This window comes from Streptomyces sp. NBC_01013 (assembly GCF_045162765.1).
Classification (GTDB): domain Bacteria; phylum Actinomycetota; class Actinomycetes; order Streptomycetales; family Streptomycetaceae; genus Streptomyces.
This window is the reverse complement of record NZ_CP108687.1, coordinates 1,664,500-1,678,839: the sequence shown is the minus strand read 5'-3', so window position 1 is coordinate 1,678,839 and position 14,340 is coordinate 1,664,500. Positions and strand designations below refer to the sequence as shown.

12 protein-coding genes are annotated in these 14,340 nt (G+C 70.6%); 7 read left to right on the top strand and 5 right to left on the bottom strand.

The features are described 5' to 3' along the window. The first annotated feature begins 30 nt into the window (after positions 1 to 30). The 3 genes from OG538_RS07170 to OG538_RS07160 are packed head-to-tail and all read left to right on the top strand — an operon-like array spanning position 31 to position 1,036. Positions 31 to 189 carry a hypothetical protein gene (locus OG538_RS07170; protein WP_406091280.1) on the top strand — a complete coding sequence of 53 codons (159 nt, stop codon included), beginning with the start codon at positions 31 to 33 and terminating at the stop codon, positions 187 to 189. A 6-nt stretch (positions 190 to 195) separates the two neighbouring features. Further along, positions 196 to 645 carry a transposase gene (locus tag OG538_RS07165; protein WP_406100023.1) on the top strand — a complete coding sequence of 150 codons (450 nt, stop codon included), beginning with the start codon at positions 196 to 198 and terminating at the stop codon, positions 643 to 645. Beyond that, positions 638 to 1,036, top strand: a complete 399-nt coding sequence (locus OG538_RS07160; protein WP_359555755.1) for a hypothetical protein — start codon at positions 638 to 640, stop codon at positions 1,034 to 1,036. Before OG538_RS07165 ends, OG538_RS07160 begins: the two co-directional genes overlap by 8 nt. A 631-nt stretch (positions 1,037 to 1,667) precedes the next feature. Here the strand turns inward: OG538_RS07160 and OG538_RS07155 are convergent. Further along, a complete protein-coding gene (locus OG538_RS07155; protein WP_406091278.1) occupies positions 1,668 to 3,197 on the bottom strand; it encodes a helix-turn-helix domain-containing protein in 1,530 nt (509 codons plus the stop codon). Positions 3,198 to 3,588: 391 nt separating this feature from the next. Here OG538_RS07155 and OG538_RS07150 point away from each other — a divergent pair, with 391 nt between their 5' ends. After that, positions 3,589 to 3,990, top strand: a complete 402-nt coding sequence (locus tag OG538_RS07150; protein ID WP_406091276.1) for a DUF6281 family protein — start codon at positions 3,589 to 3,591, stop codon at positions 3,988 to 3,990. A gap of 352 nt (positions 3,991 to 4,342) precedes the next feature. Here the strand turns inward: OG538_RS07150 and OG538_RS07145 are convergent, their stop codons facing one another. After that, positions 4,343 to 4,960, bottom strand: coding sequence for an SMI1/KNR4 family protein (locus tag OG538_RS07145; RefSeq protein ID WP_406091274.1), 618 nt, complete (start codon positions 4,958 to 4,960; stop codon positions 4,343 to 4,345). A 541-nt stretch (positions 4,961 to 5,501) separates the two neighbouring features. Between OG538_RS07145 and acnA the strand changes: the two genes are divergently transcribed. Continuing rightward, on the top strand, positions 5,502 to 8,216 hold the full coding sequence (gene acnA / locus OG538_RS07140) for an aconitate hydratase AcnA (RefSeq protein ID WP_406091272.1): 2,715 nt from the start codon (positions 5,502 to 5,504) through the stop codon (positions 8,214 to 8,216). Positions 8,217 to 8,298: 82 nt separating this feature from the next. Here acnA and OG538_RS07135 read toward each other — a convergent pair whose 3' ends face one another. The 3 genes from OG538_RS07135 to OG538_RS07125 form a co-directional block, all read right to left on the bottom strand. Then, entirely contained in the window at positions 8,299 to 10,326 is a 2,028-nt protein-coding gene (locus tag OG538_RS07135) for an FUSC family protein (protein ID WP_406091270.1), read from the bottom strand. 162 nt (positions 10,327 to 10,488) lie between these two features. Next, on the bottom strand, positions 10,489 to 10,869 hold the full coding sequence (locus OG538_RS07130) for a nuclear transport factor 2 family protein (RefSeq protein WP_406091268.1): 381 nt from the start codon (positions 10,867 to 10,869) through the stop codon (positions 10,489 to 10,491). Then, positions 10,866 to 12,260 (bottom strand): MFS transporter, encoded by a 1,395-nt coding sequence (locus OG538_RS07125; protein WP_406091266.1) that lies wholly within the window; start codon positions 12,258 to 12,260, stop codon positions 10,866 to 10,868. Before OG538_RS07125 ends, OG538_RS07130 begins: the two co-directional genes overlap by 4 nt. A 116-nt stretch (positions 12,261 to 12,376) precedes the next feature. Here OG538_RS07125 and OG538_RS07120 point away from each other — a divergent pair, with 116 nt between their 5' ends. Beyond that, entirely contained in the window at positions 12,377 to 12,946 is a 570-nt protein-coding gene (locus tag OG538_RS07120) for a TetR/AcrR family transcriptional regulator (RefSeq protein ID WP_406091264.1), read from the top strand. 102 nt (positions 12,947 to 13,048) lie between these two features. Continuing rightward, entirely contained in the window at positions 13,049 to 14,281 is a 1,233-nt protein-coding gene (locus tag OG538_RS07115) for an ROK family protein (RefSeq protein ID WP_406091262.1), read from the top strand. Positions 14,282 to 14,340 lie beyond the last annotated feature (59 nt).

Below are 14,340 nucleotides of genomic sequence, written 5' to 3'. Positions count from 1 at the left end.
CAAGGCGATCGCCGAGGCTTTCTGGGCGGCGTGATTCATGACCTGCTGCGCTGGCAGGTCCGCGAGGGCCGGGGGCGGAGCGAGGACCCGTCGGCGATCGTGATGGACACCCAGACCGTGCACGTCTCGGTCAACGCGCCGAAGGAGACGACGGGGCTGGATCCGGGCAAGAAGAGCCGGGGCCGCTAGCGGGGCATCGCTACCGACGTCCTGGGCCTGCTGATCGCGGTGATCGTGGTGGCCGCGAGCGTGCACGACAACGCCGTCGGCATCGCGCTGCTGGACCGGGTCGCCGCGGACAACCCGTCGGTGACCAAGGGCTGGGTGGATGCCGGGTTCAAGAACGCGGTCATCGACCACGGTGCCGCCCTGTGCATCGACATCGAGGTCGTCCAGCGCGATCCCGGCAGCAAGGGGTTCACGCCCGCGCCGAAGCGGTGGATCGCCGAGCAGACCTTCGGCACGCTGATGCTGCATCGCCGCCTGGCCCGCGACTGCGAGACGCTGCCGGCCAGCTCGGCCTCGATGATTCTCTGGTCGATGACCGACGTCATGACCCGGCGGCTGACCGGTGCCACCACGCCGACCTGGCGCGGCCCTCCGTCGGCCGGCACCCGGGCCCCGGATGCCCCGCCTCATGCGTGACCTGCTGGCCAGGATCGACGCACGCACGGCGGCCGCGCGTGAGGAGGCTGACCGCCTGCGCGAGCAGATCACCCAGCTCACCGAGCGGTTGTCCGCGGCCGAACGACAGCTGGAGCGGCTCGACATCACGCGACAGACCGTGCTGGAACTCGCCGCGGACAGTGATCCCGGCCCTCCGGAACCGCTGCCCTCCGCCTACCGGCAGATCCTTGCCGTGTTCGAGGACACCGAGCAGGGCCTGCGGGCCAGGGAGGTCTGCGAGGCCCTGGGAACCGGGACCGAGAACCACCACGTCGAGAACACCCGGGCCAAGCTCAAACGCCTCGTCGGCCGCGGCATCCTCACCGAACCCGAACCCGGCCTGTTCACCATGCCCCGACCGGCAAAGTGAACCCGCGCAAAGACTCGCAGAACACCCACTGAGGCCCGCTTGGTTCAGGTGCTTGCCCATGGCCGCAGCCAAGTCCCGAGGCCTCGAATGTCAGCAGACGATGACCGTCCACCTTGGAGATGGTCCCGCCAGGTGGTGTAGGGGATCAATCGCCGGAACCCGCAGATCGGGGCCGTGGCTATGTCGGGGTAGGCGTCCGGCCCGCCTCAGCAGGACGCCTGGCGGGCTGCCGCGCGGGGACGGCTGCACCGACGTCCGGCCGAGCCGCACGGATCGCCGCGACCAACGGGTCCAGGTGCGGATTGAACATGGGCCGATACTTCGTGGGCGGCGACTGCATCAACACGAACCGCACTTGCCGGTCACCGACGGGGACGTGGGACGCCGCCGTCACCGCCGCTCCTCGGACGTTGCTAGGCCACTTCGACGACAACTCTCCGTAAAGGCTGACGGGTACTCAGACATATCTGACGCACCGTCAACCATTCAAGATCATCTTGCACGTGCGTTGCACAAGGCGCTGAAAAACAACAGTGATCAATGGAGGGTTGTGAAGGTGAGTACTCGCAGGTCAGCTGGCATGTTGAGGTGTCGTGCCCCTTGCCTCCAAGGGGCACGACATTGCGCCGGATCAGATGTCCCGGAAGATCTCGATCTGTGCCCCCACCGAGTTCAGCCGCTCCGCCAGTTCCTCGTACCCGCGGTTGATCACGTAGACGTTGCGCAGCACCGAGGTCCCCTCGGCCGCCATCATCGCGAGCAGCACCACCACGGCCGGCCGCAGTGCCGGCGGGCACATCATCTCCGCCGCGCGCCACCGGGTCGGGCCCTCGACCAGCACCCGGTGCGGGTCCAGGAGCTGGAGGCGGCCGCCCAGGCGGTTGAGGTCGGTGAGGTAGATCGCGCGGTTGTCGTAGACCCAGTCGTGAATGAGGGTCTGGCCGTGGGCCGAGGCGGCGATGGCCGCGAAGAACGGCACATTGTCGATGTTGAGGCCGGGGAACGGCATGGGGTGGATCTTGTCGATGGGTGCCTCCAGTTTGGAGGGCCGGACCGTCAGGTCCACCAAGCGGGTGCGCCCGTTGTCGGCGGCGTACTCCGCCGTGCGGGCGCAGTCGACGCCCATCTCCTCCAGGACCGCGAGCTCGATCTCCAGGAACTCGATCGGCACCCGGCGGATCGTCAGCTCCGACTCCGTCACGACGGCGGCGGCGAGCAGGCTCATCGCCTCGACCGGGTCCTCGGAGGGGGAGTAGTCGACGTCCACGTCGATGGTCGGCACACCGTGCACGGTCAGTGTCGTCGTGCCGACACCGTCCACCCGTACGCCGAGCGCCTCCAGGAAGAAGCAGAGGTCCTGCACCATGTAGTTGGAGGAGGCGTTTCGGATGACGGTGGTGCCGTCGTGCCGGGCGGCGGCCAGCAGCGCGTTCTCGGTCACGGTGTCGCCGCGCTCGGTCAGCACGATGGGGCGGCCGGGGGTGACGGCGTGGTCGACCTGGGCGTGGTAGATGCCCTCGGTCGCCGCGATCTCCAGACCGAAGCGACGCAGGGCGATCATGTGTGGCTCGATGGTCCGGGTGCCGAGGTCGCAGCCCCCCGCGTACGGCAGCTTGAACCGGTCCATGCGGTGCAGCAGCGGACCGAGGAACATGATGATCGACCGGGTCCGGCGGGCGGCGTCCGCGTCGATGGCGTCCATGTCGAGCCTGGCCGGCGGGACGATCTCCAGATCGGTTCCGTCGTTGATCCAGCGGGCGCGCACCCCGATGGAGTTCAGGACCTCCAGGAGGCGGTAGACCTCCTCGATCCTCGCCACCCGGCGCAGCACCGTACGGCCCTTGTTGAGGAGTGAGGCACAGAGCAGCGCCACACACGCGTTCTTGCTGGTCTTGACGTCGATGGCCCCCGAGAGCCGGCGCCCGCCGACCACGCGCAGATGCATGGGGCCGGCATAGCCGAGCGACACGATTTCGCTGTCGAGCGCTTCGCCGATGCGGGCGATCATCTCAAGGCTGATGTTTTGATTGCCGCGCTCGATGCGGTTCACGGCGCTCTGGCTGGTGGAGAGGGCCTCGGCGAGCTGACTCTGTGTCCAGCCCCGGTGCTGACGGGCGTCACGGATGAGCTTGCCGATACGTACGAGGTAGTCATCTGACATGCCGAAAGGCTATCTCAGATATGAGATGGGACTGGTGTCGGGGTGTGGTGTTCGAGTGACGGGGGAGTGCAGGGCAGCGGGAGGGGGTGCGCCGCGACCGGGCTGCGCGGCCCACCTCCAAGGTGCGCCCGCCCCATCGGTCCGGCACGTGGTGCGCGTCCATCGGCACCGGCAGGAGGTCGTGGCCGCCGGCCTCGGGCTGCGAGAACACGACTCGGTCCGAGATGCGCGCCAAGGGAACCTGATCCGGGCGGCCGACGTCGAATCTCGGAACGCGAGAGCCTCACTCACCGCAGGCACGGCCGAATGCCCGTGCTGAGCGAGGGTGAGGTCACTCGGCAAAGAGGAGGTACTTCTCCTCTTTGGGGCATCTGCTGAGGGGGGAACACACATGGGCTGGAACGGGCGATCCGCCGGGTTGCTGGTGGCGGCGGTCATGGTGATGTCGGTAGCCGCATGCACGGCCGAGAGTGACAGCGGTGGCGGTGGCAATGAAGCCTCCTGTGCCAATCTGTACAACTATCAGGACAGATCGTATCGAGACGTGGCGAACGTTAAATTCACACTCGGTAAGAAGCTCGGCGTCGCCACGCAGCCGGCCTCGTGCGAAGACACGGGTGACCGGGACAAAAGCGAGGGGCCGGTGATGACGGGGACCGCCTACGAAGTGGACGGCATTTCTCCCGAGATCGCCATCGCCATCGGGGACACACCGAAGACAGCCGCGTTCTTCGCCGTCCAGTCCGGCCCGGAGCTCCCGCCCGAGGTGCAGAAGCTGATCGACGGCGCCTGATCTGAAACGCGGGGCTCGGTGTGGTTCCTGACGTCACGCCGAGTCCGCGCACCGGTCCGGGCGCCCCCACGGTCTTCGTTCGCGGGCGCCATGACGTGCAGTCCGCCGCCCGCGAGGGCGGGTGCGCCGGGCGTCTCCCGAACCGATCCGCCACGCAAGGGACTTTCGCAGCCACACCGTCCAGGTGGTACGAACACTTGCCACCGGCACCGAGTTCGGCGGCCCCGGAGGCCGGAACGACTGGGTTCACCGTCAGGCGCCTCGATCGGATGAGAGATGAGGGAGAGGCCGAACACGCTGTTCCCGGACGGGGAAGTCGGTCGTCGGCGGTGCTCTGAACCAGAGAGAGGCCCTACGGACAGCCCTTAGGTTCGCTGTCGGAACGCGCGGCCTGTGGCCCTGGCGGCGCGGGGCGTAGGCGCGGGCTCTGCAGCCACTCGGTGTACCAGGCGCGAAATCCGGCGCTCGCCGGGACGAAGCCGCCCCAGTCCGGGTCGATCTGCCAGACCTCGCCCGTTCGTGGGCCGTTCAGGATCAGCCGGGCGTAGATGCCGCAGCCATGGTCGGCCACCATGAGTGTGCCGCGGGTCAGCGCATCGACCGGTGTGTTGATCCGGCCGGGCAGGGGTTCGGTGAGAGGGGAAGGCGCGGCGAGCCGGCCCGGCAGCCGATCATGTTCCCACTCGTCGTCCACGGCCCACTCCTCGCCGCCTGCCTGCCTGGGGGCGGTCAACGGCAACAATCCGTGACCGGGCCCGGCGGGGCCGTTTCCCGCCCGGGCGACGAAGGACCGGTACTCCACCGGCAGATCGATGCCGTGTGCTTCCTCGAACGCACTGATCTCCGCCTCAGGCAGCGGCGGCGCCCACTCGTACTGGTGCGTGTCGGCACCGAAGCGCGCCCGCCCCGGGTCCTGTGCCGCCATCTCCAGCACCCGAGTGCGTACGCAGTCCTCATCCCAGCCCACCATCCGGCGACCGTAACAAGGACGTCCATGTCCGGTCAGCCGCGCTGCGCACTCCTGGCTGCCTGCATCCCGGTGTGTTCACCTCGCACGACCGGATGCGCCGGCCAGGGGCGGTCGTGCCTTTCCTGGTGGATCGGCGCGTGGCGTCGGATGCGGTGTGCCGCAGGGCGGAGGGACGTCCCCGTACTGGATGTATTCGGGCGTTCCGGCAGTGCGGCGAGGTGTCGTGGCCGGGGCCGTGGGGCCGCCGGGGGGTGCGGGGCGGCCCTGGAGGAGACCGAGGCGACCGGGTTCCCCGTTGAGTGCCTCGATCGGATGAGGGCGGTCAGGCATGCCCTGACATGACCCTTCCCCGGTCATGTACTAGAGTTATCTCGACATCGAGATATATGCCGAAGGCGCACAGCGGGCCGCCGCGCAGTAAGGGCTACCTAACTAAGCCTTACCTTAGCGGATGGTCGGGTGGCCGAAGGCGGCACCACGCGGCGCCCGCCGAAGTGAGGCGCGGCGCGGAGTTACGCGCACATTGATGAAGGAGACTGTCGTGTCGGCGAACAGCTTCGACGCCCGCAGCACGCTGCGCGTGGGCGACGAGTCGTACGAGATCTTCAAGCTGGACAAGGTCGAGGGCTCCGCGCGCCTCCCTTACAGCCTGAAGGTGCTGCTGGAGAATCTGCTCCGCACGGAGGACGGCGCGAACATCACCGCCGACCACATCCGGGCGCTCGGCGGCTGGGACTCCCAGGCCCAGCCCAGCCAGGAGATCCAGTTCACGCCGGCCCGCGTGATCATGCAGGACTTCACCGGTGTGCCCTGTGTCGTGGACCTCGCCACCATGCGTGAGGCCGTCAAGGAGCTCGGCGGTGACGCGACGAAGATCAACCCCCTCGCCCCGGCCGAGCTGGTCATCGACCACTCCGTGATCGCCGACAAGTTCGGCACGAAGGACGCCTTCGGCCAGAACGTCGAGCTGGAGTACGGCCGCAACAAGGAGCGCTACCAGTTCCTGCGCTGGGGCCAGACCGCCTTCGACGAGTTCAAGGTCGTCCCCCCGGGCACCGGCATCGTCCACCAGGTCAACATCGAGCACCTGGCCCGCACCGTCATGGTCCGGGGCGGCCAGGCGTACCCCGACACCCTCGTCGGCACCGACTCGCACACCACCATGGTCAACGGCCTCGGTGTGCTGGGCTGGGGCGTCGGTGGCATCGAGGCCGAGGCCGCGATGCTGGGCCAGCCGGTCTCCATGCTCATCCCGCGCGTCGTCGGCTTCAAGCTGACCGGCGAGCTGCCGGCCGGCACCACCGCCACCGACCTCGTGCTGACCATCACCGAGATGCTCCGCAAGCACGGCGTCGTCGGCAAGTTCGTCGAGTTCTACGGTGAGGGCGTCGCCGCCACCTCTCTCGCGAACCGCGCCACCATCGGCAACATGTCGCCGGAGTTCGGCTCCACCGCCGCGATCTTCCCGATCGACGACGAGACGCTGAAGTACCTCCGCCTGACCGGCCGCGACGCCCAGCAGGTCGCGCTCGTCGAGGCGTACGCCAAGGAGCAGGGCCTCTGGCTCGACCCGGCCGCCGAGCCGGACTTCTCCGAGAAGCTGGAGCTCGACCTCTCCACGGTCGTCCCCTCCATCGCCGGCCCGAAGCGCCCGCAGGACCGCATCGTCCTCGCGAACGCCAAGGCGCAGTTCGCCCAGGACGTACGGAACTACGTCGCGGACGACGAGGAGGCGGGCAAGGAGTCCTTCCCGGCCTCCGACGCCCCGGCCGCCTCCAACGGCGTCCCGTCGAACCCGGTCACCGTGACCGCCCCCGACGGCACCACGTACGAGCTGGACCACGGCGCCGTCACCGTCGCCGCGATCACCTCCTGCACCAACACCTCGAACCCGTACGTCATGGTCGCCGCGGCGCTCGTGGCGAAGAAGGCCGTGGAGAAGGGCCTGACCCGCAAGCCGTGGGTCAAGACCACCCTCGCCCCGGGCTCGAAGGTCGTCACCGACTACTTCGACAAGGCGGGCCTGACCCCGTACCTGGACAAGGTCGGCTTCAACCTCGTCGGCTACGGCTGCACCACCTGCATCGGCAACTCCGGCCCGCTGCCGGAAGAGGTCTCCAAGGCGGTCAACGACCACGACCTGGCCGTCACCTCGGTGCTCTCCGGCAACCGCAACTTCGAGGGCCGGATCAACCCCGACGTCAAGATGAACTACCTGGCGTCCCCGCCGCTGGTCGTCGCGTACGCCATCGCCGGTTCGATGAAGGTCGACATCACCAAGGACGCCCTCGGCGTCGACCAGGACGGCAAGCCCGTCTTCCTCGCCGACATCTGGCCCTCCGAGGCCGAGGTGAACGACGTCGTCGCCAACTCCATCGGCGAGGACATGTTCAACAAGTCCTACCAGGACGTCTTCGCGGGCGACGCCCAGTGGCAGGCGCTCTCGATCCCCACCGGCAACACCTTCGAGTGGGACTCCGAGTCCACCTACGTGCGCAAGCCCCCTTACTTCGAGGGCATGACGATGGAGACCACCCCGGTCTCCGACATCACGGGCGCCCGCGTCCTCGCCAAGCTGGGCGACTCGGTCACCACCGACCACATCTCCCCGGCCGGTGCGATCAAGGCCGACACCCCGGCCGGCAAGTACCTCACGGAGCACGGCATCGAGCGCCGTGACTTCAACTCCTACGGCTCGCGCCGTGGTAACCACGAGGTCATGATCCGCGGCACGTTCGCCAACATCCGCCTGCGCAACCAGATCGCGCCGGGCACCGAGGGCGGCTTCACCCGCGACTTCACGCAGGCTGACGCCCCCGTGTCGTTCATCTACGACGCCTCGCAGAACTACCAGGCCGCGGGCACCCCGCTCGTCATCCTGGCGGGCAAGGAGTACGGCTCCGGCTCGTCCCGCGACTGGGCGGCCAAGGGCACCGCGCTCCTGGGCGTCAAGGCCGTCATCGCCGAGTCCTACGAGCGCATCCACCGCTCGAACCTCATCGGCATGGGCGTCCTCCCGCTCCAGTTCCCGGAGGGCCACACCGCCGAGTCCCTCGGCCTGACCGGCGAGGAGACCTTCTCCTTCACCGGCGTGACCGAGCTGAACGACGGCACGACCCCGCGTACGGTCAAGGTCACCACCGACACCGGTGTGGAGTTCGACGGCGTCGTCCGCATCGACACCCCCGGTGAGGCCGACTACTACCGCAACGGCGGCATCCTGCAGTACGTGCTCCGCAGCCTGATCCGCAAGTAGGCATCAGCGGCAGTACGGCGAGAGGGCCGCATCCCCGGCGACGGGGGTGCGGCCCTCTCGCATGGCCGATGGGAGCGGCCGTTCAGCGGCGGTCAAGGGAGCCTGCCGTGACCGGTTCGGCATGACCGGCCGCGGTGAGCCGGTGAATGCCGTGCAACTGCGTCATCACATCCCGCAGCGACCGGCAGTCCCGCGGGCCCGGGCCCGGCGCCGGACGCACGGTGCGGTGGCCGTCCTCCAGGGCGTCCGCCAGCACGGACAGCGCCGTCGTCACGCGCTCCACCTCGCCGGACGAGGGCCGCGGCACTCCGTTCTCCACCCGCAGCGCGCACGCGGTCGCCGCGTCGACGACCAGCTCGGCGGCCACGGTCACCGCCGACCAGTCGTGGCGCCGTCCGCCGAACGGACCGGGCAGCTCGGCGGCGACGGTCTCCGCCGCGGCCCGCGCCTCGGCCAGCGCCCGGTACGCGGCGCCGCGCAGCGCCAGCCCCCGAGCATCGTCCCTCTGCCGGTCCCCGACCGGGTCCGGCGCGTCCAGCACATGGCGCAGATACCGCTCCGTGCAGCGCAGCGTGACTGCGAACCGATGCCCGGCCCGTACCCGGGGATCGGCCACCCGCGGCAGATGGCCGACGAGCAGCACGATGACGCAGGCCAGGAACGTCTCCAGCAGCCGGGACGCGGCCGCCTCGACATCGCCCGCGGTGTGCACGAACGACAGCACGAGCACGGTGATCACCGCCGTCTGGAACGCGAAGTGGCGGGTGGACAGCGGCACCAGGGCCCCGGCCACGACGACCACCACGACGACGAGCGGCGGGCCGAGTCCGCCCAGCGCGGCCATCAGCGCGACGAACGCGAGCACTCCGGCCACGGTCCCGGCGAACCGGTTCACCACCCGCGAGAAGAGGGGGCCCATGTCGGGCTTCACCAGGAACGCCGCGGTGGCGGGCAGCCAGTACCAGTGGTCCTCGTGCAGCAGCAGCGCGACGGCTGCCGTGACCGAGACACAGAGCGCCACACGCAGCCCGTACTCACGTCCGGCGGGCGTGAACAGACCCGGGCGGAAGCCCGGGTTCCGGCCGGTCGCGCGCGGCCGCCCGACGCCCTGCGGAAGGCGCGGGCCTGCCGTCGTCCGGTCGAAGACCACTGCCGCCTCCAGCACCGCCCGGTCGAAGGCGAGCCGTTCCACGGTGTCGGGCCGCGGACTCGGCAGCGTTCCGGCCGGTCCGCCGGAACGGACCGCCGCGGCCAGCCTCCGGGGGCCCTCGGCCACCGCGTGCGGCACGGGCCTGCCCTCCCACAGCAGCGCGATGCTCGCCTCGCTGAGCGCGACCCCTGCGGCGAAGCGTTCGGTGAGACCTCGATCCGCTCCGCCGTCCCGGCGCGGCCACGGCAGCAGGCGCATCAGCCGCAGCGCCTCGTCGGCCTGCTGCTGCGCGGCGACCAGGGCGCGTCGGGCGGATGGCGCCCCCGGGCCGCCGAGCGTGCTCAGCGCGTCCGCGAGCGCGTCGAACACGGCGGCGACCGCCTCGCGTTCTCCGCCGCCCCGCGTCGCGCTCAGCGACCGCGGAGCGCGCAGCAGGAGCCGCAGGACGACCAGCCAGCCCGCACCGGAAAGGAAGCACAGCGCCTTCAGCCACGCGGGCCCCGCCAGCGGCATTCCCATGCCGATCGTCGTGGCGACCAGCATCTGGAGCGCCGCCGCCGACCACACGGCGCCCCTGGCGCTCAGCGCCCCGGAGACCCACCCCACGAGGAAGAGCACGGGGACCGCAGCCCACCGCCCGGTCGTGTCCGCGACCAGCGCGCCGACGAGCAGCCCCAGCGACCCCGCCGAGGCGGGCAGCCCTATGTGCACGAGCCCCTTGCGACGGGTACCCGGCCGGTCGTTGACCCCGGCGAGCATCGCCCCGAGCGCGGCGAGGACGCCAGGTCCCGGCTGCCCGACGGCGATACCGGCACCGAGCAGCGGGCCGGCGCAGAGCGCGCCGCGCACCATCGCCATACGCGGCACGGGGGCCCGGCGCAGGCGCAGTACGTGGGTGAGCCAGGCGGGCGCATGGCGCCGCGACCTCGTGGTGTCGGCTCGGACGGGCGGAAAGGGCACCGCGGACCTCCTCGTTCACCGGCCGGACCACGTGGTCCGGGGGGCTGGGGGAGCGGGCGACGGCGGCCGCGTACACCGAACGTAACAGGGGGATTTGTCGGGCGGGCTGCGGCGGTGTTTCGGGCGTGTGATCACGGAGGGGCCGGCGGCCGGCGGCGGGTGTCACCGGTCGATGTACTGGTGGTCGCTGACGATGAGGCCGGCCTCGTCGAGGACGAGAAAGTCGAAGCCGACGGAGACGGCCGTCCCGGTCGCCACCTCCACCATCTCCCAGGTGAACCGCACGGTGCCGTGGTGCCCGTCGGCGTCGGGCACCTCTCGGAAGAGGTACTGGCCGGGGGCTACCCACTGGGCGTGGGCGGCGGCCACCCGCGCCACCATGTCCGCACGGCCGCGCACTTCGCGCGACGGAGTGAAGTGCACGCAGTCGGGGGCGAACAACTCCTCGACGAGGGCGCGGCGCAGGGCCGGGTCGGGCTCGTTCCACATCGCGATGTAGCGGTGGGCGATGGCGTTCAGGACGCCGGTGTCGGTGGAGTTCATGCGGGTGCTCCTTCTCGGGTGGGTGGTACGGGGGCGCTGTTCCTACCGGCGCCGCGGGGAAGAAGTTGGGCGAGTGCGGTGAGGACGAGGGCGACGGCGATCAGATAGATCAGTCCGTGCCGGAATGCGGTGGGGATCCCGTCGGTGACGCTGCCGTAGTAGACGATGCCGACCGCGCCCACCCCCAGCGCACCGCCCACCTGCTGGGCGGTGGTGAGCGCGCTCGCGGCTGCGCCTGCGTACCGCGGGGTGACCCCCGCCAGCGCGGAGGTCATGATCGGCCCCAGCGCCAGCCCCATGCCGATCCCGTCGACGAGCAGCGCCGGTACGAGCCGGACGACGGCGACCTCCTGCCCCACCATGACCAGCAACGCGGCAAGGCCGAGTGCCCTCGCGAGTCCGCCGATCGCGATCACCTGCCGACCCAGGCGGTTCGCCAGCCGCGGGGCGAGCAGCGAGGCGACCAGGTACCCGGCACCGATCGGAACGAAGGCGAGCCCGGCCTCCAGGGCGTCGAGACCGCGGCCCTGCTGGACGTACAGCGCGAAGATCAGGAAGTACGCCGCCATGCCCATCGTGAACGCCAGATACGTGAACAGGCCCGCGACGAAGCCGCGCTGGCGGAACAGGGCCGGGTCGATCAGGGGCGCAAGCGGGAGCCGCCGCATAACCAAGGCAGTGAAGAGTGCCGCTGACGCGGCGAACGACGCCCATGTCCACGCGGGCCAGCCCTGTTCGCGGCCCTCGATCAGCGGCAGCAGAGCGGCGGCCAGGGCGGAGGTGACCAGGGCGGCGCCGGGCAGGTCGAGGCGCGCCGCATCGGCGACCCGGGTTTCCGGGATCACTCTCCGGGCTACCGCTAGTACGGCGATGCCGACCGGCACATTGAGCAGGAAGCAGGCCCGCCAGCCCAGCCCGAACAGGTCGGCATGGATCAGAACCCCGCCGATGAGCTGCCCGAACACCGCTGCCAGTCCCATCGTCAGGGCATAGGCATTGATGGCTCCGATCCGCTCGGGACCCGCGTAGGCCGTGCGGATGATGGCGAGCACCTGAGGGGAGAGCAGCGCGGCGGCGGCTCCCTGGACCACCCGCGCCACAATCAGCGTGGTGGCGGTCGGCGCCAGGCCGCACGCGATCGAGGCGAGCGTGAACAGGGCGATTCCGAGCGAGAACATCCGGCGGCGCCCGTAGATGTCCCCGAGCCGCCCGCCGAGAATCAGCCCCGACCCGTAGGCCAGGGCGTATCCGGCGACGACCCATTCGATGGCGGCCGGCCCGGCGCGCAGATCGTGCTGGGTGGACGGGACGGCCACATTGACGATGAAGAAGTCGAGAACCGTGATGAACACGCCGGCCAGCACGGTCGGCAGAGTTCCGGAACGGGGCATGGCTGCTCCTTGGAAGCGGAAAGGGACGCGTCGGTGTGAGAACGGTCGGTCTACATCGCTGCACACAGTAGATAGACTGGTTGATCTACCGTCAAGTCCGTGGCAGAATCCATGACGTGACGACGACGAGACCGGGCCCCCGCGAACGGCTGGTCGAGGCCGCCCGCGACCTCACCTACACCCAGGGCGTGCACGTCGGTGTGGACGCGATCCTCAAGCGGGCCGACGTCGCTCGCCGCTCCCTCTACCAGCACTTCGGAGGCAAGGACGGCCTGATCGCCGAGGTGCTGCGCAGTCACCCGACCCTGGCGCGCTACAGCGAGGTGATGGACGAGGCCGGTGACGATCCGCGGGCGCGCGTCCTGGCGGTCTTCGACGAGCTGGAAGTGATCACCCAGCGCCCCGGCTTCCACGGTTGCCGCTACACCTCGGCCGATGTGGCCCTCACGGACCCGGCGCACCCCGCCCACGCGGAGGTCCGCGCCTTCAAGGACGGTCTGCACGAGCTGTTCGTGTCGGAGCTGAACCGGCACGGACACCCGGACCCGGAGTCCGGTGCCGTCCAGCTCCTGGTGCTCATCGACGGCACACTGGCCCACGGGATCACCCGCCCCGATGCGCACCCGGCACTCGCCGCCCGGGACATGGCCGAGATGCTGCTCGACCGCGCGGGCACCCGGCACTGACCGCCGCGCGGACAGCCGCTGTCCCGCACCGGCACGCAACCGCAGCTCGTCCGCGGACGTGTGCGCGGCGCGGGACGCCGAGGGCCTACGCTCGAAGGTCTGATGACGACGATCCATCCCACCTCGCCGGGCGCCAAGGCCGGAACCGAGTCCGTGCGCCGCAACAACCTCGGCCTCGTCCTGCGCGCTGTCCTGGAGGAGGGCGAGGCGACCCGCGCCCGGGTGGCGGCCCGCGTCGGGCTGACCCGGGCCGCGGTCTCCTCGCTCGTCGAGGAGTTGCTGGAGCTCGATCACCTCACCGAGTCCGGCAAGACGTTCAGCGGCAGCGCCGGCCGCCCCGGCACGGTGCTGAAGGTCTCGGACACCGGCCCGGCCGGGCTCGGCGTCGAGATCAACATCGACTACGTCTCGGTGTGCGCGGTCGGGCTCACCGGTACCGACCGGGTCCGCGTCACCGAGCACATCGACAACAGGAACACCCCGCCGGCCGAGGTCCTCGCCCATGCCGCCCGGCTCACCAACCGGGTCATCACCTCGACCGGTGAGCAGGGTCTGCGGGCCTTCGGCGTCGAGCTGGCACTGCCCGGGCTCGTCTCCGGCGGCATGGTCCGCCAGGCACCCAACCTCGGCTGGTACCGGGTCGCCGCCGAGGGCATCTTCGGGCAGGCGCTCAGCACGCTGAGGCCTGCCGGGCGGGCGCTGGCGGTCAGTTCCGACAACGAGGCCAACCTGGCGGCCCTGGCCGAGCTGTGGTTCGGCGGCCTAGGGGACGCCGACTGCTTCCTCTACCTCACCGGCGAGATCGGCGTCGGCGGCGCGCTGGTGCTCCAGGGGGAGCTGCTGCGTGGCGCCCACGGTTTCGCGGGCGAGGTCGGGCATGTGGTCGTCGACCCCGAGGGCCCGCTGTGCGGGTGCGGCGCCCGGGGCTGCCTTGAGCAGTACGCCGGTCAGGCGGCCCTGCTGCGGGCCGCGGGCATCGACCCGGCGGCGGGTGTGCGTGGTCTCGGCGAGCTGGAGAAGCGGGCGAGGGAGGGCGACCCGGGCACCCTGGAGGTGCTGCGGGCGGCCGGTGACCGGATGGGTGTGGTGCTGGCCGGGGCGGTCAACCTCTTCGATCTGGGCACCGTCGTCCTCGGTGGCATCTACCGCGACCTGATGCCGTGGCTCGCCGAGGCGGCCGAGGCGCAGCTCGCGGAGCGGGTCGTGTCGGGCCGGTGGCACAGCGACGGCAGCGGGCTGCGGGCCTCCTCGCTCTCCGGCGACGCGGCACGGGGCGCGGCGGCGCGGGTGGTGCGCGAGGTCCTGGCGGACCCGGCCGCGTACGCGGCGCGCTGACGGGGGGCCGGGCCGCCGCCGCCCTGCTCGCCGCGGCCGGCTACGCGCGGGAGCCGCCC